Here is a 26,415-nt window from a genome sequence, read left to right on the forward strand (position 1 = left end):
CGAGGTGGGCTCTTTTTGTCGTTTAATATGTGACGCTAAAAAGGCTTGTAAGCGAGATACATTCTAAGTGGAAAAGCGTTGTTTTCCTTTAGGCGGTCTTCGGCTTGATCAAGCAGCCATCGCTCATCAATCACGCGGAATCCCGCGTTCGTCAGTCGATCCTTGAAATCCGCACCGTAGTGGCGAACGTGACCGTGGTGAGTTTCGTCTGGTATTTCCCATTCACATGTCTTCGCTAACTGCATGCTCTGAGGCACAGACACACTCAAAACACCTCCCGGAACCAGAACCCGAAATAGCTCCGACATCGCCGTTGCATCATCAAGAACATGCTCTAGGACCCGATGGCAAATAATCACATGAAACTGAGTCTTCAATGTAATATTTGTCAGATCTTGGTTCGTGTCGACGTCATCGCCCACAATATTTGACGTCATATATTCGATCGACGCATCAGAACGAATTGACTGAATCCATTCCCGCAGCTCCTCCTCCGGGCTGAAATGAAGGATACGCTTGCCGCGTAGTAGGTGGTCATGATTCTGAAAAAAGTACTTCAATGCGCTGCCCCGTGAAACGTGCGGCCAGGAGCCCGTCACTAAATTAGCCCCGTAGGCAGCATCCGAAACCGCCAAGGCATTCTCCAAACTATCCCGCAGTTCGGTCTCGCGCAGCACCTTGCTGCGATCAGGGATCCCATTTCGAAGATCGCTCTTGGCGATTTCCAAGGTAATACGCTCACGTAAGGCGGAGTTCGGAACCTTCTTTTGAAGCTCACGCAGGGCATTTCGCGCGGCTACTTCACGCGCCTCTCCATTTAATGAAGGTAACAGCTTGTAGTAGAAATTCAGAACACCTGATGCAGTATTTTCTTCAATTGGAAGGTCAAACTGCGCAAGAAAATCAAATTTGGATCGTAGGTAGAGCGCCTGCCGAACGTCCAACGCTGATAGCATCGGATTTGACGGGGCGCGGCTCTCCTGCACACGACTGATGCGAAACGACGCCCGGTATTCTCCAACTCGAATTCCAATACCAGAACTTAACTTACTTTTAATTTTTTGCAGCATCGTTGTCAGCGCCTCTGTTGTTCTGAGAAATGCAAATATTGATTGGTAACAACTATATGCCAATACTTGTTTGCATCGCATTATAAGGCGCAAAGTCAGTATTTACTGACGACAATTCCTTGCCTTGAGCTTGACTGTCCAAGGGCATCCGGTATTGCTCGTCCGAGATCTCGACTGTTGGTTCTGGCATACCCCCTCGCGGAAAATCTATTTGTTCTACCAATGGTGTCGAAGCAGAACCCCATAAACGGTCGCTAGCTACATGTCAACAAGTGGCTAAGCGGCTGCACCAAACTAGCCCGTGTGGGGGCCGACTCTTGCGGTCCCCCTCAGCTTCAATGCCGCAAAGCGGATCCTTCGAAAATTGGAATGAACGCTGACGCCCAGAAGGGATTAATTACCCTTCGTCGACAGCATTAAACACACCGTTTGTTGGTTTCGATTCCCCCGGAATTCGACGCGGAAGCCACACCTTCAAAAATACGCGATCTAGGAAAAACAAAAAGATCGGCACTATAGCGAGTCCATAGGTCAACAAGGCAGTCTGTAAAGCGATTTGGTTTAAGAATACCGCATTCATTCCCAACACTGCCAAGTAGGTGACACGAATCGGCCTCATTTGGATTCGCCTCCCTATGAAATCCAAACACCATAGAACAAGCGGCCCCAGCAGCGCAAATATGCAAAGTCCTGGCATGCCAAACGCAGCATAACCCCCGAGAAAAAAAACACCGGGATTGCTACCACTATCCGGGCCAAGCAAAGTTAAAGCCACTTCGACGTCGGGCCAGCGCGGGGGTATCCCACTCAGTTTGGCAAGCACATTAATGCCACTTAAACCGGTAAAAGGCAGCATGTCTGGGTACACTGCAAAATATCGCACGACAACCGAATATGTCTCCCCCCATATTCTTTCAACCGCAAGATTTAGAGGCAGTACGGATCCTCCGATGACGGCGTTTTGATACTGCGCAGTGTATAAAACAACGAGCATCGTAACGATGATCGTCGCGACGATGAAAAGCATGGCAGAAAGAAGACGGATATCGAGGAAGCGAGGATATCTAGTGGCGACTAAAATAACGCCATATCCGCAAAAGAAAAAAATAGGAAGTTTGGACAGTGAAGCAGGTAAAGCTACAAAAATCACCGTCGCGGCAAGGATGCCAAAAACTATTTTTTTCCGTGTTAGCAACGGATAGATCGCGAAACAAAATAAAATTGGAATGATCGTAAATCTGGCCCTTCCAAGAAAGCTCTCGATTAACCAAGACTCTAAAAATTTTTCGTTGCGCACGAACCTATAATCTATACCCTGAAACTGAAAAGTGAGGAATTTGAGAGTGTCTAACTTGAACTCGCGGAAATCAGCGTTTAATAACAGGCCTGTAAAAAAAGCCACAGTAAAAATGGCGGCCACGCCCGCAAAAAATCCAGAAATTCGCGATGACGTAAATGCTTCGCTCAAATTCGTTAAGACAGGAAACTTTTGCTCGACATATTTCCGCAAGGTGAACATGAGCGTGCTGATACCGAACACCATCATCATGCCAAAGTCCGCCCTTCTGGCCGCCGCTTCACCCAAATGCAATCCATTAAGGCTAGTCTGCCCAGTTGGATTGAATAGGAAGCCAGGTACATAAATAAGCAGAAAGGAGAGAATAAAAAAATCGCTTGGCTCGGCTTGCCGAGATCGGCGCGATTTCAACCATGCAAGAATAAATACCAAAATCAGTAAAATCTTTGCGACGATCACAGACACGCCCCTTTATATGCATCTCCTTCGTCCACCATAAGATCGTACATCCCGAGACCGAAAAATACAGAAAACAAAACCGTGTTTGCGACTAATGACGCAAGGGCAATTGCGTAGGCGCCCCAAGCTTGGACCATCCCCAATGCGATAGGAAAGACCAATAGCAGCACCAGAATATGTGCATATCCATAGGTGCTTTCTTTATCACTCATCAGCGTCAGGTTGCTCCACGGCAGAGAAAGAGCGAACATCACTTGGGAAAATACAATCAATCCAAGTATTTGATTAGACGTGGTGTATTTTTCACCAAACAGAAAGCCCATGACGGCATCTGGATAAAGTATCAATATTGATGCTAACGGGAGTACGCAGGTAGCGACGATTGCTGTTTGCAATAACATTTCACGGCGTAATAGTGGAATGTCATTAAGCAAAAATGCCTTACTTACGTGAGGTGAAAAGACCGGCAAAAGGACCATCGGTGCAACCATCAATAGCACCGTGGCCCTCTGCGCCGAGTTATAGTGAGCGAACTGCACTGCTGGCGCCAAGGTCGCCAATACAATTGTGTCCAGTCTATCCAGCACTGTTCTCCCTCCGAATCCCAGCAAAGAGAATCCTCCTGCACGGATCCAGGAACGAGTTCTGTACTCCGGCCTGCCTTGCTTGATATAAGGCTTCAACGCGCGCATCGCCACCGGAATCTGCAGCCCACAGGAGACTAATAGCCCTAACAGGAATAAGAGCGCAGCGCCAGTGGCGTGCGCTGGCGGGAAAAACCATATGCAGATACTGGCAAATCCAAAAGGGATCGTTTCAGATGCCACAATGCTGAAAGCTGGCGTGCCAAGAGCGATTAGATATTCTCGGAGAATTGCCACCACAGCATAAACAACTGTAATTGCTGCGGCACATAAGAACAGGCTTTGGTCGTCGCTCTTTAAGAACGAAAATAGAACTAAACCGACTCCAATCGCCAAAACGGGAAGCAACGGTATCTGAATTGAACGGAGTACGAAACCCTTGAAAAGGTTTGCAGGCATCTCCGACCTTCGGGCTATCTCCCGTCTGATTACATTCAACCAGCCAATGGTGCCCAACTGAATTAAAAGCTGAGGCAATGTAATGGCATAAATGAAAACTCCGTTTTCGTGCTGGGAAAAGTGGCGTGCAGAAAGAGCGAACAGTGCTATTGAAAAAAATCTCGCGGACGCGACGCTAAAAGCCGTCTTAAAAAGTGTCAATGCGCGAGGCAACATACGAGCGAGCATCATGCTTCCCACGATCAGATGAGTTAATTTGAATTGCTCTCGCCCGGCCGCATTTTTCAGTGCCAATGCTGAATCCAGAACGAGTAGACAGGCGCGTGAGCAGCGAAGCGTGACGAAATTAGGTATCAAGCCGCGGTATTGCGGAATCCATCTACAAAATGGACAGTCAAACATGACGCTGACCCACCGCTTTCATCTACGCCACCTTCGCTTTAGATCATGCGGCCATCAACATGGACCGATTTTTATCTTGTTTGTTCTCGGCTTTATAGGTGCAGCATCCTTATCGCTCGACCATTTGCCACTGAGTGGCCGACACCAGCGCCTTCCTCTACCCAAGAGCTGTAACCTCCTATCGTCATCCCAAGGTAGATGCCAAGTCGGCGCCATGCCGGAATGCCTGCTACCTTCGACGCCTTCAGAAGCACCAGATTTACGGACTGCTCATCGCACACCTCATGATGGAAGAGCCAGTCATGCGACACTGCAACTCGATGGTTAGTGTCGCCAAGTGCCTGGTGGGGTTGGCCAATAGCGTGCAGCACGCACGCGACACGATGACGTTGCTCAGGGTCGTAGATAGGTGATGGGAAAAGGTGATGGGAAAAGTCGCGCGCAAATAAAAACGGCCTAGATCTTGATGATCTAAGCCGTTGATATTGATACAGATATTTTGGTCGGAGTACAAGGATTCGAACCTTGGACCCCCTGGTCCCAAACCAGGTGCGCTACCGGGCTGCGCTACACTCCGAGAAGCGAGATAATATCCCGACATGGGGGTTCGGTCAACACCTTCTTCACATTTTCTTCAATATTTTTAAAATTTCTCCTATGAGCGTACGCGAAGACTCATGTTTTTCCGCGTTCGACGCAATCGTGCCTCGCGCTTCCCATCCGGCTTCGGAAGATGAAACATCCCTTGCAGTTTGGTTACACCTTGTTGCGATTCCCTGATCGAAGATAAGGACATCAGCGCGTGAGCCGCGTTGCCTGAATTGATACCCCGTATTTTTTGCGTGCGGTGCAAGGCCGGCAATGGCGTAAATCGTTTATCAGCGATCGTCGGTACCTCGCGCGCCAAGAGCAAAGGAGAATCACCGTGAACAAGAGAACCCTCGCCTGGATCGCCTCCGCCCTCTTTTCGATGGCATCCGGCCTATCCAATGTGTCAGCGCAAGACATGAACCGTCCGCCTGCGGTATTTTCGCAGGAAGAACTGGACCAGATGCTGGCGCCGGTCGCACTGTATCCCGATTCGCTGCTCGCGCAAGTGCTGATGGCCGCCACTTATCCGCTGGAAGTGGTCCAGGCCGCGCGCTTCGTCGACAGCCGTCCCGGCCTGCAGGGCGATGCGCTGGCACGCTCGATTGCGCCGATGCCGTGGGATCCGAGCGTGAAATCGCTGGCGCAGTTTCCGTCGGTGCTGGCGATGATGAACGACAAACTGGATTGGACGCAACGCCTCGGCGACGCATTCCTGTCGCAGCAGGCCAATGTGATGGACACGGTGCAAAACCTGCGCATGAAGGCCCAGATCGCGGGCAACCTGCAATCGAGCAACCAGCAGCGCATCGTGCAACAGGAACAGATCATCGTGATCGAGCCGGTCAATCCGCAAGTCATCTACGTGCCTTACTACAATCCGACCGTGGTGTACGGCGGCTGGTGGTGGCCGCAGCGTCCGCCGGTCTATTGGGCCCCGCCGCCACGCTATCGCCCGCCCAGCTATAACGTCTCGATCGGCATTTCCTTCGGCGTCGGCACCGGCATCGTGCGTTCGGTCTACAGCGAGGCGCGTCCCGATTGGCGGCAGCATCATGTGCTGGTCAACAACGTGCGCATCAACAATGTCAACGTCACCAATAACGTGACCAAGAATGTGGTCGTCAACAACAAGCCGGTGGTGTGGCAGCACAGCCCGCGCAATGGCCGCGACGATCGCCGCCCGGATGTGGGCAATGTTTCGCGCCCCAATCCGGCGTCCGGCGCCGCCGCTCCGATGGCGCCAAACCAAGGCAACCGTCGCGACCAGAATCGGCCTGCGCAAGCAAACCTGATTGCACCGAACAACGCTGCGGCCCCGCAACGACCAGCGCCGACACCGCAGTTGCAGACCCCTCAGCAAGCACCGCAGACTCGCCCTGCGCCCGCTGCTCCATCCCCAGCCGCCGCACATCCGAATCGCACTGAGCGTCCCGAACGTGCAGAACGGCCTGACAACGCACCGCGCCCGGAGCACCGTCCGGAACCGCAGGCAGCACCAGCAACACATCGCGCGCCTCCTGCGCAGGCAATGCAGCGCCCCGAGCCGCAAGTACAAGCGCCGCGCCCGGCTCCCGCCGTCCATGCCGCGCCGCCGCCGCAGGAACGCCACGAACAAGCTCCGCGTCCCGAACCACGGCCCCAGCCACGCGAGGAGCGCCCCGACCGTCCGGACCGTCCCGATCGCCCCGACAGGAAATAGTGCCTGCCTGAAACCCGCGACCTGCGTCCAGAACGCGGAGAATGGCCGCGAATACGCTATAATCGCGGCTTCCGAGACGTGACCAGGCGCCTAGAGCGCCGGGAAACAAAAGGGTTGGATCTTCTCCAGCCCTTTTTCTATTTCTGTCACATTCCCTTGAACGACGGCAGCCGCCACGCAGGCCGCCTGCCGTACAGGGCGCTCATCGCTTTCAACGCCTTCGACCTACCGACTCACGATGCAAGACATTACTCCCGATTCCGCGAACGAAGACTCCGGCTCGACCAGCAAGGCCCCGCTCGAACTGATCGTGCGCGAAGTTCAGCGCCGCCGCACCTTCGGCATCATTTCCCACCCCGATGCGGGTAAAACCACGCTGACCGAAAAGCTGCTGCTGTTCTCGGGCGCGATCCAGCTGGCCGGCACCGTGAAGGCGCGCAAGAGCGGCCGCCACGCCACCTCCGACTGGATGGAAATCGAAAAGCAGCGCGGCATCTCCGTAGCCAGCTCGGTCATGCAGTTCGAATACCGCGACCACGTGGTCAACCTGCTCGACACCCCGGGCCACCAGGACTTCTCGGAAGATACCTATCGCGTGCTGACGGCGGTCGACTCGGCGCTGATGGTGATCGACGCCGCCAAGGGTGTGGAAGAGCAGACCATCAAGCTGCTCAACGTCTGCCGCATGCGCAACACGCCCATCATCACGTTCATGAACAAGATGGACCGGGAAACGCGCGATCCGCTGGAACTGCTCGACGAGCTTGAATCGGTGCTCAAGATCCAGTGCGCACCGGTGACCTGGCCGATCGGCATGGGCAAGAATTTCCGCGGCGTGTATCACCTGCTGCGCGACGAAATCATGCTGTTCAAGGCCGGTGAAGAACGCGCCGACGGCAACGTCGAAATCATCAAGGGCATCGACAATCCCAAGCTGGTCGAGATGTTCCCGCTGGAGATCGAACAGCTCAAGATGGAAGTCGAACTGGTGCACGGCGCGTCGCATCCGTTCAACCTGGACGAGTTCCTGGCCGGCATCCAGACGCCGGTGTTCTTCGGCTCCGCCATCAACAACTTCGGCGTGCGCGAAATCCTCAACGCCCTGCTCGACTGGGCCCCGGCGCCAGGCAGCCGCGACGCCACCGTACGCAGCGTGGAACCGAAGGAAGCGCCGTTCTCCGGCTTCGTCTTCAAGATCCAGGCCAACATGGACCCCGCCCATCGCGACCGCATCGCCTTCCTGCGCGTGTGTTCGGGACGCTTCGAGCGCGGCATGAAGCTCAAGCACCTGCGCCTGAATCGCGAGATCAAGGTATCGTCGGTCGTCACCTTCATGGCGTCCAGCCGCGAACAGGTGGAAGAAGCCTACGCCGGCGACATCATCGGTCTGCCCAACCACGGCAACATGCAGATCGGCGACAGTTTCTCGGAAGGCGAACTGCTGCAGTTCACCGGCATTCCTTATTTCGCACCGGATTTCTTCCGCGTTGCGCGCATCCGCAATCCGCTCAAGATCAAGCAATTGCACAAGGGTCTGCAGCAGTTGGGCGAAGAAGGCGCGGTGCAGGTCTTCAAGCCGACCAACAATAGCGACCTGATCCTCGGCGCGGTCGGCGTGCTGCAGTTTGAAGTGGTGGCGAGCCGTTTGCTCAATGAGTATGGCGTCGACGCCGTGTTCGAAGGCACCAGCATCAGCAGCGCGCGCTGGGTCACTTGCGACGACAAGAAGAAGTTGGCAGATTTCGAAAAATCGTCCGCCGGTTTCAACCTGGCGCACGACGCGGCCGGCAACCTGGCCTACCTGGCGACCTCGGGCGTGAACCTGCGCCTGACCCAGGAACGCTGGCCGGAAGTCACCTTCCACGCCACGCGCGAACATGCCGCCAAGCTTGACTGAGGCTGCGCTGCATCAATAAAAAATCCCCGCCAGATGCGGGGATTTTTTATGCCGGAAAGTCTTCTTCAGGCATTCACGCGGATGGATAAATCGACGCCGATGCCGCTCCACCACTCCTGCTCCTTCTGCATCCAGTAAGACACGGTCGGGTGATCGCGCAGCCAATCGCGCTTGATTTCAATATCGATGCGACTCTTCATCTTGAGGCGGATGTCGTCGAGATCGAGCGTGATGTGCGCATGCATGAACATCACCGCGAGTCGCAGCGCCAGCACCGCCTTGGCGAAGTCCGGATCGGACACCACTTCGCCGATCTTGCGCAGGTTGCCCTTCTGGCCGAGGATCAGCGTGCTCATCACGCGCTGTTCGCGGGTGGTGAAACCAGGCAGATCGGCGTTGGCGATCAGGTAGGACGAATGCTTGTGGTAGCTGCTCTGCGACACGATGAGGCCGGCTTCGTGCAGCAAGGCGCTCCAGTTCAGGTATTTGGCGTAGGCTTCGTTGCCGGGCTTGAGCATCTGGAAGAAGCCGAGCGCGGTCTCCGCCACCTGGCGCGCGCGCAATTCGTCGATGTGGAAGCGCCGGCTGAAATCGTCCACCGATTGTTCGCGCCGGTCGCGCTGCGTGGCGCGCAATTGCAAGTCCCACATCACGCCCATGCGCAGGCCGGCTTCGACCGGCGAGATGACCGAGACATTCAATTCCTGCATCAGGCCGATCAGCACCGCCAGGCCGCCCATGATGACGGCGGCGCGGTCCGGTTTCATGCCGGCCAGTTCGATATGATCGACGTGGCCGAAGGCGATCAGGCGCTGCTTGAGCTCTTCCACACTCTGGGGCGTGATGCGGCCGTCGCCCATGCCGTTCTTGGCGATCGTGTCGGCGATCGCTCGCATGGTGCCGGACGAACCGTAGACCTTGCTGCGATGCTGGGCGCCGAACGGCACCACGGCATCTTCCACATGCGAACGCGCCGACAAGATGGCGCGCTCGAATGCGGCTTCATTGATGTAGCCGTCGCCGAAAAAAGCCTGGCTCTGGTTGACGGTGCCGATGCCGAAGGATTCGACCCGGCGCACATCGCTGCCGTGGCCGAGGATGACTTCGGTCGAACCGCCGCCGATGTCGATCACCAGGCGATCTTCGTCAGGCAGGGCCAGCGCGCCGGCGACGCCCATGTAGATCAGACGGCCTTCTTCTTCGCCGGAAATGATCTCCACCGGATAGCCGATCGCACGTTCGGCATCGGGCAGGAATTCGTGCGCGTTCCTGGCGACGCGCAGGGTATTGGTCGCAACCACGCGTACCGCGTCGAGCTGATAATCGCGCAGGATGGTGCGGAAGCGGGCCAGCGACTCGACCGCGCCGGCAATCGCCTGCGGCGTCAGTCTGCCGTTCTTGTCCAGGCCGGCTGCCAGGCGAATCGGATCGCGCGCGCTTTTGATGACGCGAATGGCGTCCCCTTCATGCTTGCCGATGTGCATGCGAAAGCTGTTGGAACCAAGATCTACTGCTGCAAACATTCATTCCCTTTCGAAGGGTGTTAAAGCTGTACGGAAATTATTTAGCTAATTTATGTTTCTGCTGAACCGACACAATAGTTGTCTAGCATGACAGTTTCATGACAACCGCATAAGACTTGCCCTGCAGACCCTGCGAAAGCTCGCAGGCAGCGGTGAAATCAGGTCTAATAGCGCCAGCCCTTATTTTAACGACTTAGACATGCCCGGTATTCTTTATCTTGTGCCCAATACGCTGGGCCCCGCCGAGACGGCGGACTCCAATGTGCTTGCGTCCATCCTGCCGACCGAGGTGCAGATGCTGGCCGCGCGTCTCGAGTATTTCATCGCGGAAAACGCCAAGACCACGCGCGCCTTCCTGAAACTCGTCAATGTGCGTCATCCGCTGGCCAAACCGCTGCAGGAAATCCGCATCGCCGAACTCAACGTCAACACTGAAGCCGCCGCGCTGCCGGCCTTGCTGGCGCCGCTGCTGGCCGGCCAGGACGCCGGGCTGATCTCGGAAGCGGGCGTACCGGCGGTGGCCGATCCGGGCGCCAACCTGGTGCGCCTGGCGCATCAACACGGCATTCAGGTGCGTCCGCTGGTGGGACCTTCGTCGCTGTTGCTGGCGGTCATGAGCAGCGGCCTCAACGGCCAGAGTTTCGCCTTCAACGGCTATCTGCCGACCGATGCTGCACAACGCACCAAACGCATCAGGCAGCTGGAAGAGCGTTCGCGCCAGGAAAGGCAGACGCAACTGCTGATCGAAACGCCATACCGCAACGGCGCCATGCTCGAAGCGCTGGCCTCCGCCTGCAACGGCAGTACCCTGATCAGCGTGGCCACCGATCTGACGTTGGCGACCGAAGCGATCCGCACGCAGACCGCCGCTAAATGGAAGAGCGAACTTGGCGCCGGCAAGACGCCTGATTTTCACAAGAAACCGACCGTATTCCTGCTGCTGGCGGATTGATAAAACGCTGAAAAGCAAACAGCCGGCGAAGATGCAGTCATCTTCGCCGGCTGTTTTGCGTGAATTGCGGAATCAGCGCAGTTGCAATCCGTTGCTGCCCACCATCGACTTGGCGACGCCGCTGCCGACCGCCACGCCGAATTTCTTGAGCACGCGCTCAGGCAAGCCTTCGGTCTGGGTGTAGTCCACCAGGTCTTCCGCTTTGATGACATCGCGCGCCACGCTGTCGACGGTGCCGAAACCGTCGGCCAGGCCCATCTCAACCGCCTTGGAGCCGGTCCAGAACAGGCCGGAGAATGTCTCGGGCGTTTCCTTCAGGCGCTGGCCGCGGCCCTTGCGCACCATGTCGATGAATTGCTGGTGGATTTCATTGAGCATCTGCTGAGCGTATTCCTTCTGCTTCGGATTCTGGGCGCTGAACGGATCGAGGAAACCCTTGTTCTCGCCCGCAGTCAGCAGGCGGCGCTCGACGCCGACCTTGTCCATCAGCCCGGTGAAGCCAAAACCGTCCATCAGCACGCCGATGGAGCCGACGATGCTGGCCTTGTTGACGTAGATTTTGTCGGCCGCCGCAGCGATGTAGTAGCCGCCGGAGGCGCACATTTCCTCGACCACGACGTACAGCGGCTTCTTCGGATATTCCTTGCGCAGGCGCACGATTTCATCGTTGATCATGCCGGCCTGGACCGGGCTGCCGCCGGGGCTGTTGATCTTGAGGATCACCCCCATCGAATCGTCGGCGGCAAATGCCTTGTCCAGCGCCGGGATCACCGCTGCGGCCGAACCGCGGCCTTCGGCTTCGATGGTGCCGGAGATTTCCACCAGCGCGGTATGGGTGCCGACCGGCTCCGCTTCCGACTTGGTGTAGTTGAAGGCGCTCCAGACCACGAACACGAAGACGGCCAGGCCGGCGATCTTGAAGAAGATGCTCCAGCGCCGGCGCGCACGCTGTTCCTTGACGGCGAACAGGGCCAGCTTTTCCAGCACGTCGCGCTCCCAGCCGCCCTTCTTCTCTTCCGCAGCCGCCGTTGCGGTGGCGCCGGTAGTGGGCGGCACGGGCTCAGCTGGCTTGGGCGGCTGCGCCTCGGGGTTTTCAAATTCGTTATTGCTCATATCGTCACTCGGAACGGCAGCCTGCCGATGCCGCACATGCTGGCTGCGCTGGCGGGGGCTGCCGGGGTTCCCGCATGGCTTATGCCAGCGCGGGCCTTACATAATCGTCGGGCGCCCAGAAGATTGCGCCGTCTTTTTCGAACACCATGATCTTACGCAAACGCGCGCCCGTACAGGGGCCGCCTTCGCATTTTCCGCTATCGGGCGCATACACCGCGCCATGTGTTGCACACATGATATACAGGCCGCTCGATTCGAAGAACTCGCCTTCGGCCCAGTCCAGTTCGATCGGGACATGGGCGCAGCGATTCAGGTAGCCGTAGACGGCGCCGCCGTAGCGCACCACGAAGCCGGTGGCGTCGTCGCCGTGCACCGACACTGCAAAGCGCCGGCCTTTGCCGCCCTCCTCGATTTCAGCCGAGGCGCATACCGGGATCGCCGTTTCTTCCATAGCCGTATTTCCTAAGCGTTGTCATTGAGCCATTGGTGCAGCACTTTGATGGAACCGGCGGAATACAGCGGATTGAGCGCCTGTAACTGTTCCACCGGATGCGCGCCGAATTCTACCGCAACCCCGCCCGCCCCCGCATTAAGCGCCATCTGCAAATCGTGGGTGGTGTCGCCGATCATCAGTGTGCGGCCCATTTCCTGGCCGAGTTCGCGGGTGAGCTCCTGCAGCATGGCGGGATGCGGCTTGGAAAAAGTTTCGTCGGCGCAGCGCGTGGCGTCGAACGCCGACAGGAGATTGGTGCTGTTGAGCGCACGGTTGAGGCCGACGCGGCTCTTGCCGGTGGCGACCGCGAGGAAATACCCCTGCTGGCCGAGATCGTCGAGCATCTCGCGCACGCCGTCGAACAGGCTCAGGTCTTTGTCCTGGCCCAGGTAATGGTGACGATAGCGCTCCACGATGCGCGGATAGTATTTCGGATCAACGTCCGGAATCGCCGCCTGCATGGCATCCTGCAGGCCGAGGCCGATCACATGCCCAGCGAAATGTGCGGACGGATTTGCTTCTTCTGCACGCCGTAGGCCAGGTCGAGGTTGAGCGAGCCGACCGGGCTGCGCCAGCGCGCGCCGGCGCCAACGCCGTTATAGAAAGTCTTGTTGTTCCAGTTGTCGGCGGCGGCGCCGACATCATAGAACACCGCAGCGCCCCATTTTTCAGTGAACCAGCGCTGATATTCGGCGCTGCCGGTGACCAGGTATTTGGTCGGATAGACGGTGCCGTTGACTTCATTGCCGATGCTCTGGTAACTATAGCCGCGCACCGAATCGTTGCCGCCCGCGCGGAACAGCAGCGACGCCGGCACCTCGGATGCGGAGCCCTTGGTGAACACGCCGCCGAGCTCGGTACGCAGGATGATCAGGTCGCGCTTGGCGACCGGCAGGTATTGCTTGAAGCGTCCGTACAGGCGGCCGAAGGTCTGGTCGGTGACCACGCCCTTGAGCGCGAAGCCGGTTTCCAGCGTCAGCAGGTTGCCCTTGCGCGGGAAAATGGGATCGTCCACATTGCGGCGCGCCCACGAGAAGCCCGGCACCAACGCCTGGTGCCGGCCTTGCGACACCACGGTGTCCGGCGGCAGGGTGGCGCCGTTTTCCTGTTGCAGCTGGTCGCGGTAATACGTCAGCGTATAAGCGGTATCGTAGAACTCCCCCGTGCGTGCGCGCTTGATGCCGGTGCGCAGGCTGCGCAGGTCGACGCCTTCCAGCCGGGTGCGTTCCATCGAAGCGTTGACGCTGTTGACGAAGGCCTTGCTGTCGGGCGGCATGGCCAGGTTGAGCAGGCCGTACTGGCGCTTCTGTTCGAGCCGCAACTGGCTGTCGAAGACGTATGCCTTGTTGAACACGTTGTAGTGCGAATAGCGTCCTTCGACCTGGGCGCCGGTGTCGGTCGCGTAGCCGATACCGGTGCGGATGCGCTGGGTCGCGAATTCGGTGACCTGCACCTTGACCGGCGCCATGTCGGCGTTTTCGGGATCGTTGTCGATGCCGACGATGGCATTGCTGAAATAAGGCGTGTTCTGGATCTGGCGTTGCAGCGACAGCAGGCGGTTGACGTCGTACTCTTCACCGACGTTGAGCGGATTGACGTTGCGGATGATGCTTTCGGGATAGCGCTTGGCGCCGCTGATCTGCAAGGGACCCAGCGTGAAGCGCGGGCCGCTGTCGTATTGCACGCTCAGGTCGGCCTGCTGGTCGTCGGGGTCGACGCTGGCCTGCGACCGGGCGATGCGGGCGGCGGCATATTTGTGCTGCTGCAGTTTATCCAACCCCTGGTTCTTGGCCTTGTCCCAGTCTTCCTGGCGGAACGGTGCGCCGACAGGCAGCGCCCAGGTTTTGCGGATATCGTTCACGCGCTCCGGGTCTTGCTCGGCGGCGACGCCGGAGATCTCGACATCGGCCGAACTGATCTTCGTCTGCGGGCCGGCATCGACATGTAACTGCACCAGTTTTTCCTGCGTGCCGTTCTTCTCCAGGCGAACTTCGGTTTTAGGCGAAAAATAGCCTTCGGTCGAGGCAAGCTGCACCACCTGGTCGCTGACGGTGTCGAGCAGGAACTGCAATTGTTCTTCGCTGAGGTCCGCGCGATCCTGATAGCGCACCAGATCGAGATGTTCCTTGAGGATTTTCTTGAGCGTATCGGGCGCGGTGATGTCAACCTTGTAGGCGGCATGCGCCGCGCCGGCAGCGCAGGACAGGAGGGCAATCGCTAATCGGCAAGTCCATTTCATCGGGTGTTCGCGGGTTCCAGACTTTTTGTAATCAGGCACTTGCCGGGACGTTCAGGCTGAAGTGCGGTTAGGATGTTGGTTGTGGCCCTGCCGGAGGGGATTAGTTCCCCTGCAACGCACATGGCTATTGGCTCGGAAAGGATGTTTAAACAGCCTTCGAAGCCACAGCCGCCATTGTATCCGCCAAAGCGGCGTATCGAATGAAGCAAACCCCTGACGGGGCATTTTTGAGAATTTTCCCGGACGGCGATGGCCGTTCAGGATGCAAACAAGGAGCAAGGACGTGAACGCGCAAATCCCGGCAACCGAAAAGGCCACGCAGGAAACCCTGGTTTCCATGCATCGCTGGACCGACAAACTGCTGACCTTCCGGACCACGCGTCCCGCTGAATATCGTTTTACAGCCGGCCAATTCGCGCGGCTGGGCTTGCAGGTCAACGGCGAAATGATCTGGCGCGCCTATTCCATCACCTCGGCCGAGGCGGAAAACGAACTGGAGTATTACGCCATCGTGGTTCCCGACGGCCTGTTCACCACCGCGCTGAATGTCCTCAAGCCGGGCGATCCGGTGTGGGTCGAAAAGCTCAGCTACGGTTTCATGACGCCCGACCGGTTTGGCGGCGGCGACGACTTCTGGATGCTGGCGACCGGCACCGGACTGGGACCTTACCTGTCCATCCTGCAGCAGCCCGAGGTGTGGCGGCAATTCCGCAACCTGGTGCTGGTCCACTGCGTGCGCCACGAAGATGAACTGACCTATCAGGACAAATTCCAGGCCTTGCGCGAAGAGGCCGCCGCGCAAAACCTGCCGGGCCGCTTGCAGCTGATTCCCATGACCACGCGCGATGATGCCGCCGCACATCCCGAGCGCCTGCACGGACGGATCACCAGCGCATTGCGTGACGGCAGCCTCGAGCGCAAAGCCGGCCTCGACATCAATGCCGAGGCATCACGGCTGATGGTGTGCGGCAATCCCGACATGATCACCGAAGTGCGCGAAATTCTGCGCGAGCGCGGACTCGGCCCATGCCGCCGCGCGGGCGGGGGGCAGTTCATCACGGAAGATTATTGGTGACGGCTGCGTGCTTTGCACGCATGACTGAACGGACGCGCAACGCCATCCGGCGAACGCGTCCGTTTTTGCTTTCCAGGAACCTGTTGACGGCCTGGCGGCAAGATCGTGAACAGACCTTAACGATAGTCGAAAGAAATCAGCACGCTGCTGTGCATGCTCGCCGCATCGACGTTGGCCGCCTTGCGCAAGGTTGCCGTCAGCGGCACCGATACTTCCTGTTTCCCTTTGAAGCTGTAGTTGATCGCGTCGCCCGGACCGATCGTCGCCGCGCCATGACTGATGGCAACTTCCGCGCCGGCAACGCCGCCGTCGAAAGTCCTGCGGCCGGTCGCCGTACCCATGTCCTGCATGGAAATCCGCACGGACTGGCTGGCGTTGCAATACACGCTCAACGGAATCTGGCTGCCGGTGCGCGAGGCAGCCAGCGTCTTCATGTCAATCGCCTGGTTTTGCACGGTGCATGCCGATTCGACGACAGCGCCGGAAAAGCGTATGGTTCCTCCAACAGCGAAAGCCAGCGAAGAGCATGTGCTGATGATGCCGAAAACGGCAAGGCGTTGAAAACGGATGGTGGTGGACATATCTTGATACTCCTCGAAAAATGGCTGCTGAAACGGGCTAGGCAATTCGATGTGATATCGAATTTTTTCGAGAATTTGAGAGGGTGCTACTTATATTTAATTGAAATTTTTCTAGATTATATGTCGCGATAGTTTTGTTTGCTGTTGCTTTTTCGCAATTTTAAAAAATCGAAAAAAAATATTTTTCGCCGCGCTCCATAGGAGGAAAAACAGTTTGCGCAGATTGGCGAAAAACAGCAGGGAACCAAGCGAGATGGCAGCCACTCCAGAGCATATATTTTTTGAGGGGCATATCGCACATGCACGAAGTGCGTATGGTTGAAGCTGCTAAGCGTGCAAATTAATGATAGGAGAATGTATGAGTTTAATTTTGAATAAGGTCCTGCAAATCGCGATTGCGGACGATCATCCGGTAGTGCTCAATGCACTCAAACACGAACTGGGCCGCCTGCCTGAATTCCGCATCGTGCTGATGGCGCAGACCGGCGACGAACTGCTGGAGTCCCTGCAGCGCACGCCGTGCGAAGTCGTCATCACCGACTTCGCCATGCCCACCGAAGAGAAGGACGAGGCCGATGGCTTCATCCTCATCAAGCGCATCCGCACGGAGTTTCCGTCGACCAAGCTGATCGTCTACACGGCCATGAACAACAGCGCCGTGGTCAAGCGCCTGTATCGCATGGGTGTCTTCTCGGTCATCAGCAAGAAGGAAAAAGCCGAGGAACTGGTCAGCGCCTGCCTGGCCACGCAATCGAACAAACAGGTCTATTTCCCGGTCTCCTTGCGCGGCGAACTGGAAATGAGCTGGGCCCAGGGCGACGCCTTCGCGCAAAACAAGGAGCTCACCATGAGCGAACTGGAAGTGGTCCGGCTGTTCGTCGGCGGCTGTTCGCTGGGTGACATCTGCGATCGCCTGTCGCGCACGCCAAGCACCGTCAGCACGCACAAGAACAACGCCATGCGCAAGCTGGGCCTGACTACCGACGCAGACCTGATCAAGTACGCCTACGCAACCGGCATGATCTGATTTCTATTGTCCGATGGACAGTTGATAAACAATTGGGGGTTGGCAGCAGTAGTCACACAGGCGGCAACAAAACAGATTGAAGCTGCCATTGATGCGCGACCGATTCTTCCGGCTCGAAAGCAGCAAACAATCGTCTTCGACTGAGCGCAGCAGATGGGGCGCGCTCTTTCTTTCTCCTTCCTGTTTTTCTTTTCCGTTTCTCTTCCGCATCTGTGACGCGGGATGTACGCGTGTCCGGGCGTTGCTTCGTGCTTTGTTCTTCGCACTGCGTACAAACGCGCGGCGATTTGCATGTCCGGTCCAGCCGATTATTTTTCGGTTTTTCGGGGCAACTGCATTGAATTTCCGCACGCAACCGAAGCACGGCGGCAGGAGACGAATCGCCGATAGCGGCCTCGAATTTTCGATTCTTGATACCGGCTTTGGCGGCGTTATCGGCGCGTAGTAGATCCAAGCTCATGCGGCGAAATATTCTTCAGCGCCACGTCATTTGAGATTTTTCTCATATCCCGGCGCATTGACGCTCTTTATGATGGCGCCATCGGTTCTCGGAGCCACATTCTCTCCCGCCTGGATGCGCGGGCCTTGGGTTGCCATCGTTTAATGGATTTGTGAAGGAAGTGCTATGTCTGGTCGTTGCGGGTTGTTTGTCAGGGGGTGGGTTTGTTTTGCCTTGTTATTGCTGTGGGGGGCAAATGAAGCGAGGGCGGAGTGTCGTTTTTCGCCATCAACAGTTTGGGTTTTCACACCAACGCAGCTGGTTAGCGGTCGTGCGGGAAACGTTGGAGATATTGTTTATCAGGAGGAGTGGAGGAGGACGCTTACGATAGCTTGCGCTCCAGTTCCTCGCGACGCATATAGAAGTGTCAACGTGATCGAAACGAAACGTGTGACATCTGGGCTTATGGACACCACCGTACAGAATCCGGACAGCTATCTTACAGTATATCAGGCAGATATCGATATTTCAGGTGCAGTTACTACACGCACTCCGGATAACGGTGGGTGGGATAAGCACAAGTTCCCGGACGGTACTTTCACGCAGGAGGTGACGGCCACTGTACGTCTGAAATATAAACGAGTACATGTAGAAGCCTTTAGCCGTGCTACTGCTTCTAAGCCCGCTGTAGGACAGTATGCGCCTGGAACTGGTTGGGCTGCAATCAGAGCGCCGGGGGGGGGCGTTATTGCGATTAACTCCAGTTCTGGGCCGAGAGTCTTAAACGGCACCTGCTCCATCGGCAACATCACAGAAACCCTGTCTCCAGTGCCGCTGGGGAAGTTTACCCGTATCGGCCATGTCGAGAGCGCAAAGGATTTCAATATCCCGCTGAACTGTTCCAGCATGACGCCGGACGTGCGCGTGGGGTTGACATTCGATACCGCCGCTCAGGATTCCTCTGGTGCTCCGGGCGTCATCAAGACCGATCAGGGGTCGGGCAACGCGAGTGGTATCGGCCTGCAAATCATCAACCGGACCACCAGTGCGCCGATTGCCTTCGGGAGCTTCGAGCCGGGCACGCCCAATAGCGCAGCCAGCGGCGTATTCAATAATCCCTACACGGTACGGTACTACCAGACCAAAGCTGCCGTCAGCCCGGGCAGGGTCGCCGGCCGCGTGGTGGCGACGGTGTCGTACCAATAAATCGATGTGAGCACGAATCGACAGAGCGACGGACAGACACACAAACGGTCTGTTCGTCGTCGTCGCGATCAATACGCCTCAGCGCCATCATCCCCTCATCCTCGCAACAAGCGTAATGCCCAGGATGCCGGGGTAAGCGCCACCACCTCACCGCATGCTCGCCTGAGACCACCATCTTGGTTCTGTTCCAGCAAGTTCCTTTCTTAGCCTTCACCTTCACCATCCTGGCCGCTGCCGCCGCGCTCCTTGAGCCGGGAGGTGGATTCCTGCTCGTTCTGCGATTTGTTCTGCGCCTGGCGCTCGTCGAAGTCGATGTCGTCGTGCTGCGGAAGGACGCGGCACGACGCGGCATCTCCAGTCGTGCTTCTCTTGTCTGCACAGCGCTAACGCTGCCCGACTGTCGGCGCCGTGCAGGAGGGCGCATGACACGACGACCGGCATTTCCGTTAAGTCGTGTTGGACGGGACGTAGAGTCAGCCGCCTTTCTTCCACGTTGACGACGACTTCTCTTCCATTGCTTTTGCACCTCTTCCGGTCTTCCAAATTCCTTTTGGGAAATTTGACGCCGTTGCCTTGTGTCGGTTTTTTTCACCAAAAATAGTTTGAGAGTTTTCTTATATTTTTGCCGTCGGAGAATCCCTATGATGCGTCCTGTGATGAATGTGTCAGAACCAAAAAGCGACACGCTCAACGCAATGATGGCTACGCAAGGCAACACTATCCGGCGGTATCGGATGAAGGTGCGGCATGGGTAGCGAGGTTTTTTGCAGGTTCAGGCGTCTGCATGAATTGCGAAAATTTTTAAATTCAATTTGGAGTATCACCATGAAAAAAATCATTCTGTCTTCTTTGCTGGCTGTCGCAGCAGCGCCTATCGCTTCCCAGGCGGCTAACGGTACCATCACCTTCGTCGGTTCCGTCACCCCTCAGACTTGCACCATCAACGGCGGCAGCCCGGACTTCACGGTCAATATGCCGAAGGTGCCGACCTCGGCACTTTCGGCTGCGGGCCAAGTCGCTGGTCAACAGCTCGACTCGATCAAGATCATTCTGACCAATTGCTCCCAAAACGGCGCTGCTCCTGCTGCAAACGGTGCTGTACGTGCATTTTTCGAAGGCGGTTCGACAGTTGATATCACTACCCATCGTCTGAAAAATGCGACTGGTACAGCCACCAACGTTCAAGTCGGCCTGGTCAATTCGGATGGTACGGATATCGCTGTTGGCTCAGCGGCCGGCGCGCAAAACACTGCGTACGTGCCACTCGTCGGCGCTGCCGGTGTGGCCGGTGCGACGCTTGTGTACGGTTCCAAGTATGTGGCGACCGGTGGTGCAGCAACAGCCGGTACGGTCTTGACCACTGTTCAGTACAGCCTCGACTTCCAATAAGTTGTTCGACGCAAAGAAAGCCGGTCCTGGACCGGCTTTCTTTGGCGCCATCTTTGCACCTGGACTCGGGTGTCGGGCATCAGCCTTGTTCACCCGGGTTCATTCACAGCAATAAAAAGGGATTCATATGAAACGCAACATAACAAGAACAGCCGTTGCCTTGCTACTGGTGGCCAGCGCCGCCTCCAGCTGGGCTAGCGTGGTCATTCACGGCACACGCGTAATTTTTCCATCCAGCGAAAAAGAAGTTTCCGTACGCCTTAGCAACGAGGGAGTCTCTCCCGGCCTGGTCCAGACGTGGATGGACGCCGGTGACATTAGCGCCAAGCCGGATGAAACCAAAGTGCCTTTCATCCTCACGCCGCCCCTGTTCCGCATCGAACCGGGCCAAGGGCAGACGCTGCGCATGATCCATACGCGGGAACCCCTGCCGCAAGACAAGGAATCGGTCTTCTATTTGAACCTGCTCGAAATACCGCCGCGTCCGGTTGACCTGGAAGCGGAAAACGCCAACCTCATGCAAATGGCTTTCCGTACACGCATCAAGGTGTTCTACCGTCCCAAGGCGCTGGACAGCCAGGAAGCCTATTCCAAGGGGCCGACGCAGTTTGCATGGACTGTCGTGCGCGAAGGTTCCGGCTACGCGCTCGAGGTCAGGAACCCGACGCCGTATTACTTCAGTCTCATCAACGCCGGCCTGACTTCCGCAGTGGAAGGTGGAGCCGACATCATGAATAGTGAGGGCGGCATGGTGGCACCGGGTGGTACCCAGAAATATCCGCTCAAGGACTTGAAGAGCATGCCTGCCCCTGGGCAAAAAGTGAAATTCGAATTCCTGAACGATTACGGCGGCGCCATCCTCGGTGAAGGCGTGTTATCGAAGTGATCGCTCCGGCGGTCAATATCTTGTCATGTCATTTTCACCGTTATTGAAACGCTATAGGCGCTTGCAAGAGAGCAAAGCAGAAATTATGAAATCCATTCGACAGACGTTTAAGCGCAAGCCCTTGTGCAGCATGGTCCTGGTCATGCTTGCAGCGTTGCCCCCTTGCGCCGCCTATGCGCAAAAAAAACCGACTGTACTGGCGCAAGCGCAGTTCAATGACTCCTTCCTGCAGCGCAAGGAAGGCAAGTCGCTGGACTTGTCGCGTTTCAAGAACGGCAATCCGGTCCAGGCGGGCACCTATCGCGCAGACATCTACGTGAATGAAACGTGGGCGGGGCGCTCGGATGTGGTTCTTCGCAGTATCGACGGCGATCCGACCAACGTGAGGTTTTGTCCTGATCGCGCTTTCCTTGACATGGCCGGCATCGACTTTGCAAAACTCTCACCCGAGACGTTTGCCACCATCAAGCAGGCGACGCCGGAAAGCTGCCTCAACATCGAGGAGCTGGTTCCCAGAGCGACCGCACTGTTCGACAATTCCGAGCTGCGCCTGAATGTCAGCATTCCGCAGATCTCGCTGCGCAGGCAGGCGCGCGGCTACGTCAATCCGGACTCGTGGGACCGCGGCGTCAATGCGGCGATCCTCGGCTACAACTTCAACACCTATCGCACCAGTACGCCTGGATCGCCGCCCAATTCCTCTTACTATCTGGGACTCAACGGCGGCGTCAATCTGGGCGACTGGCGCCTGCGCAATTTCTCCACGGCGACGAAACAAAGCGGCGGCAAGATACGTTTCCAGAACACGGCGACCTATCTGCAGCGCGAGCTCGTCGATCTAAAAAGCCAGTTGACCCTCGGCGACACGTACACAACCGGGCAGTTTTTCGACAGCTTCTCGTTCCGCGGCGTACGCCTGGCCTCTGACGATCGCATGTTGCCGGATTCCCTCACCGGCTATGCGCCGGTGGTGCGCGGCGTCGCCAAGACCAACGCCAAGGTGACGGTTTCCCAAGGCGGCAACATCCTCTATGAGACTACCGTTGCTCCCGGCCAGTTCGAGATCAACGATCTGTACTCCACCGGTTACGGGGGCGATCTGTCGGTCGTGATTACGGAGGCCGATGGCAGCCGCACCAGCTTCACGGTGCCGTATGCGTCGGTGGCGCAATTGCTGCGTCCGGGCGTCGGCCGCTACAGCGTCACCGCCGGCCGCACGCGAAATGGTGCAGCATTGCAAGCCAATTTCGTCCAGGCCACGTATGAGCGCGGCATGACCAACAGCCTGACCCTGTTCGGCGGCGCGCAGGCGGCGAACGACTATCTGTCGGCAGTAGGCGGCGCAGCCTTCAATACCGAGGTCGGTGCGTTGTCGGCGAGCGTGACGCAGTCGCACGCCAAGGTGTCGGAACAGGACACGCGCTCCGGCCAGAGTTACCGGGCCGACTACAGCAAATTGTTGAAAGACACCGGCACCAATGTCTCGCTGGCGGCATATCGCTATTCCAGCAGCGGCTTCATGCGCCTGCAAGACTTGTTGGCGGCGAAGGAGCGGATCGCCAAGGGCCCCCTGGGTAGCCAGATCGACCGTCAGCGCAGCCAGCTGCAACTGCTGATCAATCAGTCCCTGGGTGAAAAGAACGGTTCCTTTTATCTCAGCAGTTCCATGCAGAACTACTGGAACCGCGACGGATCGACGATGCAATACCAGGCCGGCTACAACAATAACTGGAAGTCGATCAGTTACAGCGTCTACGTACAGCGTCAGAAGGAGCTGACAACCGGCACCACCAGCACGCAATACTTCACCAGCGCCACCATGCCCCTCGGACGCGAAGCGCAATCACCGACGCTGTCGGCCAACGTCAGCAAGGACAGTCGCGGCGGAACCAGCCTGCAATCGACGCTCAACGGCGTGCTGGGAGAAGACAATGCCTTCAGCTACGGCATGAGCGCAAGCAAGAACCCGGGTTCTTCGAACAGCTCCGTGAACGGCCAGTACCGGGCTGCATACGCCAACGTCGGCGGCAGCTACGGTTACGGCAGCCGGGGAACGACGCAAATGTCGGCGCAGGCGTCCGGCGCCATCGTCGCGCATCCGGGTGGCGTCACCCTGGCCCAGTCCGTGGGTGAGACCATCGGCATCGTCGAGGCGCGCGACGCCGAAGGCGCCATGCTCAACACCGCCGGCGTACGAGTGGACGGTCGCGGCTACGCGGTCGTACCTTACCTGACGCCATACCGCCTCAACGAGGTCGCCATCGATCCTAAAGGCAGCTCGACCGACGTCGAACTGGCGATGACCAGCCAGCGCGTGGCGCCGCGTTCCGGCGCCGTGGTGATGCTGAAATATCCGACCGTGAGCGGCCGTTCCATCCTGTTCCAGGTGACGCTGCCAAATGGTGACGCAGTGCCGTTCGGCGCGGAAGTGCTAGACGGCGAGGGCAATTCAATCGGCCTCGCAGGGCAGGGTGGTCGTGTGTTCGTGCGTGCATCGAACGAGGACGCCGGACGCCTGGTGGTGAAATGGGGACAGGCTGCGACCGAGCAATGTTCGGTGCAGTACCAGCTGCCGCCGCGCCCGAAGGACGCCAAAGGCATCGTGTTCGACACCGCAGAAGCGCGCTGCGAGTTCACGCCACAAGTCGCCGGCAAGAAGCCGGATGTCAAGATCGTTGGAAAAGCGGCGGATCCCGGTCAAAGCGTAACGCGCTGATCAATCGCACCGCCCAAAGAAAAAGCCATCCACAAGATGGCTTTTTTCTTTTGCTACAGCGCAATGTCCTCGCGGTAGTGCCTGTGAGGCAATCGTTTGTGATGCGGCTGCCGGTGATACAGCTGCCGCTACGGCTTGCTCGCGTTCAGCGTCCGATAAACTGCGCTGTGCGTTTTTCCTTGAACGCCGCAATTCCTTCCCGCCTGTCCTCGCTGGCTGCCAGCAGGGAAAACGATTTCCTCTCCAGATTCAGTCCGGCTTCCAGGCCCAGCTCATACGACTTGAGCATGGCTTCCTTCGCCAGCCGCAACGCCAACGGCGACTTGGCGGCGATGGTCTCGGCCAGCGCTAGCGTACGTGGCAGCGTGTTCTCGTCGTCGGCGACTTCGGCGATCAGGCCCGCCGCCAGTGCCGCGTCGGCCGACAGGAAACGGGTGCTGCCGTGGCCGCGCAGGTGCGGCACGATGACGCGATGGCCGACAGCGGCCAGCAGCGGTGCGACGTCGGCGAAACTGTGGATGTCATACGGCCAGCCGTGCAGCAGGATGACCGGCTTGCCGTTGGCCGGACCGAGTTCCGCGTAACCGATGTTGAGCACGCCGGCATCGATCTGCTTGATCGAGGTGAAGCCGGCTGCCGTTGCCGGCGAGGCGCCGGCTGCGATGGTCTGTGTCTGTGCATGGGCGAGCGCGCTGAAACTCAGTTGAGCGGTGGCGACGGTGGCTGCTGCGGCGCCGAAGAAACGGCGGCGGCGTTGATCGATCTGGTCGGACATTTTTTCTCCTTGGTATTGATGGCTGTGGATGCGGCGGTTGGACTCAGAACGTGTTTACGATCTGTAGCGAGCGGCCCTCAGTTGTCGCCAAACGGCACGGAAACACCGGAATGTACATAAGTACATGAGGATGTTGAGTACCGTTTAGCGGCAAATCAGGGTCGCGCAGTAAGATCGCAAACACGTTCTAAGGTTGAATCGGGTTACTGCGGCTGCGCCAGCAGGTTCTTGATGGCGGCTTCGGTCTGCGCGTACTGGCCTTCACCGAAGTGCGTGTAGACCACTTGCCCCTTCTTGTCGATCAGGTAGAAGGCGGGCCAGTACTGATTGTTGTAGGCGCTCCAGGTGGCGTAGCGGTTGTCCTGAGCGACCGGGTAGGTGATGCCGAAACGCTTGATGGCGGTCTTGACGTTGTCGGTGCTGCGCTCGAATGGATATTCCGGCGTGTGCACGCCGACCACCACCAGGCCCTGGTCCTTGTATTTCTGATACCAGGATTTGACGTAGGGCAGGGTGTTGATGCAGTTGATGCAGGTGTAGGTCCAGAAGTCGACCAGCACGACCTTGCCGCGCAGTTGCTGCATGGTCAGCGGTTCGCTGTTGAGCCATTTGTCGACGCCGGTGAATTCCGGCGCGGCGACGCTCTTGCTGAGTGCGCCGGCCGATGCGGCAGTGGAGGTTGCGGTGGCGAGCACGGTCAGTGCGGCGATGGTCTTGAGTCGGGAGAGCATGATGGAATCCTTTCAATTGGACGAAGAGAACAGGGAAGACAGGGTGGCGGTGATGAGCACGTCGTATTGCAGGTAGATCGCCAGCGCGGTCAGCATCACCAGCACGCCGAACAGCTGTTGCAGGCGTTGGGTGTGGCGCGACACGGCACGAACGTGGCGGGTGATGTACTGTCCGCCATAGAGAATCGCCAGCATGGGAATGGCGGCGCCGATGGCATACATCAGCAAGAGCAGCGCCGACCAGCCAAGGTCTTGCGCCTTGACCACCAGCACCAGGATCGAGGCCAGCACCGGACCGGCGCAGGGCGTCCAGACTGCGCCCAGCGACATGCCGAGGACGAAGCCGCCGGTGTTGCCGGCATGTTCTTTCGGCGGTTTCGGGGCAGTGCCGTGCATGCGTTGCAGCGGCGCCTGCAAATGCGCCACCAGCCATTCGTAAGGACGCGGCCACAGGCGCAGCAGACCCGACAGCGCCAGCAGCGCGATGGCGGTATTGCGCAAGGCTTCCTGCGCCACGTGAACGGTGCTGGACACCGCGCCGAGCAACATGGCGAAGGCCGAGAAACTCAGAATGAAGCCGGCGATAATGAACAGCGGCCGGGTGCGGTTGGGCGTCTTGCCCGGTTCCGTGACCGAACTGCCCAGCAAGATGGGCAGCACCGGCAGTACGCACGGCGAGGCGATGGTCAGCAGACCGGCCAGCAGGGCAAAGGGCGTTTCGATGAAGTTGTGCATGGTGGCATTCCAATGTTGGTTGCGATGACCGTATTGGAACGCCTGCACGTATCTGGCTTGTGTCTGCAACACCGCAC

21 protein-coding genes, 1 tRNA gene and 1 pseudogene are annotated in these 26,415 nt (G+C 57.8%); 9 read left to right on the forward strand and 14 right to left on the reverse strand.

The genetic code is table 11. The features are described 5' to 3' along the window. Positions 1-35 precede the first annotated feature (35 nt). The 4 genes from F506_RS16970 to F506_RS16990 all read right to left on the reverse strand — a co-directional run bounded on the left by F506_RS16970 (position 36) and on the right by F506_RS16990 (position 4,848). Positions 36-1,070, reverse strand: a complete 1,035-nt coding sequence (locus F506_RS16970; protein ID WP_158443134.1) for a methyltransferase domain-containing protein — start codon at positions 1,068-1,070, stop codon at positions 36-38. 397 nt (positions 1,071-1,467) lie between these two features. Then, positions 1,468-2,826 carry a hypothetical protein gene (locus tag F506_RS16975; protein ID WP_053199363.1) on the reverse strand — a complete coding sequence of 453 codons (1,359 nt, stop codon included), beginning with the start codon at positions 2,824-2,826 and terminating at the stop codon, positions 1,468-1,470. Then, the gene (locus F506_RS16980; RefSeq protein ID WP_144424079.1) at positions 2,823-4,163 is read right to left on the reverse strand and encodes a lipopolysaccharide biosynthesis protein; all 1,341 of its coding nucleotides are present in this window, start codon (positions 4,161-4,163) and stop codon (positions 2,823-2,825) included. Before F506_RS16980 ends, F506_RS16975 begins: the two co-directional genes overlap by 4 nt. 608 nt (positions 4,164-4,771) lie before the next feature. After that, positions 4,772-4,848 (reverse strand) — tRNA-Pro (locus tag F506_RS16990). Positions 4,849-5,196: 348 nt separating this feature from the next. Between F506_RS16990 and F506_RS16995 the strand changes: the two genes are divergently transcribed. Both F506_RS16995 and F506_RS17000 read left to right on the forward strand, forming a co-directional pair. Continuing rightward, on the forward strand, positions 5,197-6,561 hold the full coding sequence (locus F506_RS16995) for a DUF3300 domain-containing protein (RefSeq protein ID WP_167552706.1): 1,365 nt from the start codon (positions 5,197-5,199) through the stop codon (positions 6,559-6,561). A gap of 238 nt (positions 6,562-6,799) precedes the next feature. Next, positions 6,800-8,458 (forward strand): peptide chain release factor 3, encoded by a 1,659-nt coding sequence (locus tag F506_RS17000; protein WP_053199369.1) that lies wholly within the window; start codon positions 6,800-6,802, stop codon positions 8,456-8,458. Positions 8,459-8,523: 65 nt separating this feature from the next. Here the strand turns inward: F506_RS17000 and F506_RS17005 are convergent, their stop codons facing one another. Further along, positions 8,524-9,981 (reverse strand): Ppx/GppA phosphatase family protein, encoded by a 1,458-nt coding sequence (locus F506_RS17005; protein WP_053199371.1) that lies wholly within the window; start codon positions 9,979-9,981, stop codon positions 8,524-8,526. 199 nt (positions 9,982-10,180) lie between these two features. Here F506_RS17005 and F506_RS17010 point away from each other — a divergent pair, with 199 nt between their 5' ends. Then, positions 10,181-10,933 carry an SAM-dependent methyltransferase gene (locus F506_RS17010; RefSeq protein WP_053199373.1) on the forward strand — a complete coding sequence of 251 codons (753 nt, stop codon included), beginning with the start codon at positions 10,181-10,183 and terminating at the stop codon, positions 10,931-10,933. Positions 10,934-11,005: 72 nt separating this feature from the next. Here F506_RS17010 and F506_RS17015 read toward each other — a convergent pair whose 3' ends face one another. The 4 genes and pseudogenes from F506_RS17015 to F506_RS17030 all read right to left on the reverse strand — a co-directional run bounded on the left by F506_RS17015 (position 11,006) and on the right by F506_RS17030 (position 14,778). After that, on the reverse strand, positions 11,006-12,046 hold the full coding sequence (locus F506_RS17015; protein ID WP_053199375.1) for a S49 family peptidase: 1,041 nt from the start codon (positions 12,044-12,046) through the stop codon (positions 11,006-11,008). A gap of 79 nt (positions 12,047-12,125) precedes the next feature. Continuing rightward, positions 12,126-12,497: a Rieske (2Fe-2S) protein gene (locus F506_RS17020; protein ID WP_053199377.1), complete on the reverse strand. Its 372-nt coding sequence runs from the start codon at positions 12,495-12,497 to the stop codon at positions 12,126-12,128. 11 nt (positions 12,498-12,508) lie between these two features. Continuing rightward, positions 12,509-13,036, reverse strand: a pseudogene (locus F506_RS17025) (HAD-IA family hydrolase); the annotation flags it as partial. Continuing rightward, entirely contained in the window at positions 13,024-14,778 is a 1,755-nt protein-coding gene (locus F506_RS17030; RefSeq protein WP_053199379.1) for an autotransporter assembly complex protein TamA, read from the reverse strand. The gene F506_RS17030 and the pseudogene F506_RS17025, both read right to left, overlap by 13 nt. Positions 14,779-15,040: 262 nt before the next feature. Between F506_RS17030 and F506_RS17035 the strand changes: the two genes are divergently transcribed. Further along, positions 15,041-15,853: a ferredoxin--NADP reductase gene (locus tag F506_RS17035; protein WP_053199381.1), complete on the forward strand. Its 813-nt coding sequence runs from the start codon at positions 15,041-15,043 to the stop codon at positions 15,851-15,853. Between the two features lie 116 nt (positions 15,854-15,969). Here F506_RS17035 and F506_RS17040 read toward each other — a convergent pair whose 3' ends face one another. After that, positions 15,970-16,434 (reverse strand): fimbrial protein, encoded by a 465-nt coding sequence (locus tag F506_RS17040; protein WP_053199383.1) that lies wholly within the window; start codon positions 16,432-16,434, stop codon positions 15,970-15,972. 358 nt (positions 16,435-16,792) lie between these two features. On the opposite strand from F506_RS17040, the gene F506_RS17045 reads away from it, so the two are divergent. Beyond that, positions 16,793-17,461, forward strand: a complete 669-nt coding sequence (locus F506_RS17045; RefSeq protein ID WP_053199385.1) for a response regulator transcription factor — start codon at positions 16,793-16,795, stop codon at positions 17,459-17,461. Positions 17,462-17,513: 52 nt separating this feature from the next. On the opposite strand, the gene F506_RS23210 is transcribed toward F506_RS17045, so the two are convergent. Beyond that, positions 17,514-17,921: a hypothetical protein gene (locus F506_RS23210; RefSeq protein ID WP_144424080.1), complete on the reverse strand. Its 408-nt coding sequence runs from the start codon at positions 17,919-17,921 to the stop codon at positions 17,514-17,516. Between the two features lie 411 nt (positions 17,922-18,332). Between F506_RS23210 and F506_RS22750 the strand changes: the two genes are divergently transcribed. From F506_RS22750 to F506_RS17065, 4 genes are all read left to right on the forward strand, one after another. Next, positions 18,333-19,106, forward strand: a complete 774-nt coding sequence (locus F506_RS22750; protein WP_158443135.1) for a fimbrial protein — start codon at positions 18,333-18,335, stop codon at positions 19,104-19,106. Between the two features lie 825 nt (positions 19,107-19,931). Then, positions 19,932-20,495 carry a fimbrial protein gene (locus F506_RS17055; protein ID WP_053201736.1) on the forward strand — a complete coding sequence of 188 codons (564 nt, stop codon included), beginning with the start codon at positions 19,932-19,934 and terminating at the stop codon, positions 20,493-20,495. Positions 20,496-20,622: 127 nt separating this feature from the next. Further along, positions 20,623-21,381, forward strand: coding sequence for a fimbrial biogenesis chaperone (locus F506_RS17060; protein ID WP_053199389.1), 759 nt, complete (start codon positions 20,623-20,625; stop codon positions 21,379-21,381). A gap of 85 nt (positions 21,382-21,466) precedes the next feature. Next, entirely contained in the window at positions 21,467-24,097 is a 2,631-nt protein-coding gene (locus tag F506_RS17065) for a fimbria/pilus outer membrane usher protein (RefSeq protein ID WP_053199391.1), read from the forward strand. Between the two features lie 145 nt (positions 24,098-24,242). Here F506_RS17065 and F506_RS23745 read toward each other — a convergent pair whose 3' ends face one another. The 3 genes from F506_RS23745 to F506_RS17080 all read right to left on the reverse strand — a co-directional run bounded on the left by F506_RS23745 (position 24,243) and on the right by F506_RS17080 (position 26,338). Beyond that, positions 24,243-24,872, reverse strand: a complete 630-nt coding sequence (locus F506_RS23745) for an alpha/beta fold hydrolase (RefSeq protein ID WP_053199393.1) — start codon at positions 24,870-24,872, stop codon at positions 24,243-24,245. Between the two features lie 203 nt (positions 24,873-25,075). Further along, positions 25,076-25,603: a thioredoxin family protein gene (locus tag F506_RS17075; RefSeq protein WP_053195612.1), complete on the reverse strand. Its 528-nt coding sequence runs from the start codon at positions 25,601-25,603 to the stop codon at positions 25,076-25,078. Between the two features lie 12 nt (positions 25,604-25,615). Next, positions 25,616-26,338 carry a cytochrome c biogenesis CcdA family protein gene (locus F506_RS17080; RefSeq protein WP_053201273.1) on the reverse strand — a complete coding sequence of 241 codons (723 nt, stop codon included), beginning with the start codon at positions 26,336-26,338 and terminating at the stop codon, positions 25,616-25,618. Positions 26,339-26,415 lie beyond the last annotated feature (77 nt).

It is taken from the genome of Herbaspirillum hiltneri N3 (genome assembly GCF_001267925.1).
GTDB classification, from domain to species: Bacteria; Pseudomonadota; Gammaproteobacteria; order Burkholderiales; family Burkholderiaceae_D; genus Herbaspirillum; species Herbaspirillum hiltneri.

Bases quoted from the DNA above. Each gene is read 5' to 3' on its own strand.
- F506_RS17055 (WP_053201736.1), top strand. From the start codon at position 19,932: ATGAAAAAAATCATTCTGTCTTCTTTGCTGGCTGTCGCAGCAGCGCCT.
- F506_RS17045 (WP_053199385.1), top strand. From the start codon at position 16,793: ATGAGTTTAATTTTGAATAAGGTCCTGCAAATCGCGATTGCGGACGAT.
- F506_RS17010 (WP_053199373.1), top strand. From the start codon at position 10,181: ATGCCCGGTATTCTTTATCTTGTGCCCAATACGCTGGGCCCCGCCGAG.
- F506_RS17015 (WP_053199375.1), bottom strand. From the start codon at position 12,046: ATGAGCAATAACGAATTTGAAAACCCCGAGGCGCAGCCGCCCAAGCCA.
- F506_RS17035 (WP_053199381.1), top strand. From the start codon at position 15,041: ATGCAAACAAGGAGCAAGGACGTGAACGCGCAAATCCCGGCAACCGAA.
- F506_RS17075 (WP_053195612.1), bottom strand. From the start codon at position 25,603: ATGCTCTCCCGACTCAAGACCATCGCCGCACTGACCGTGCTCGCCACC.
- F506_RS23745 (WP_053199393.1), bottom strand. From the start codon at position 24,872: ATGTCCGACCAGATCGATCAACGCCGCCGCCGTTTCTTCGGCGCCGCA.
- F506_RS17080 (WP_053201273.1), bottom strand. From the start codon at position 26,338: ATGCACAACTTCATCGAAACGCCCTTTGCCCTGCTGGCCGGTCTGCTG.
- F506_RS17060 (WP_053199389.1), top strand. From the start codon at position 20,623: ATGAAACGCAACATAACAAGAACAGCCGTTGCCTTGCTACTGGTGGCC.
- F506_RS17005 (WP_053199371.1), bottom strand. From the start codon at position 9,981: ATGTTTGCAGCAGTAGATCTTGGTTCCAACAGCTTTCGCATGCACATC.
- F506_RS17030 (WP_053199379.1), bottom strand. From the start codon at position 14,778: ATGAAATGGACTTGCCGATTAGCGATTGCCCTCCTGTCCTGCGCTGCC.
- F506_RS16970 (WP_158443134.1), bottom strand. From the start codon at position 1,070: ATGCTGCAAAAAATTAAAAGTAAGTTAAGTTCTGGTATTGGAATTCGA.
- F506_RS23210 (WP_144424080.1), bottom strand. From the start codon at position 17,921: ATGAGCTTGGATCTACTACGCGCCGATAACGCCGCCAAAGCCGGTATC.
- F506_RS17065 (WP_053199391.1), top strand. From the start codon at position 21,467: ATGAAATCCATTCGACAGACGTTTAAGCGCAAGCCCTTGTGCAGCATG.
- F506_RS17020 (WP_053199377.1), bottom strand. From the start codon at position 12,497: ATGGAAGAAACGGCGATCCCGGTATGCGCCTCGGCTGAAATCGAGGAG.
- F506_RS17000 (WP_053199369.1), top strand. From the start codon at position 6,800: ATGCAAGACATTACTCCCGATTCCGCGAACGAAGACTCCGGCTCGACC.
- F506_RS17040 (WP_053199383.1), bottom strand. From the start codon at position 16,434: ATGTCCACCACCATCCGTTTTCAACGCCTTGCCGTTTTCGGCATCATC.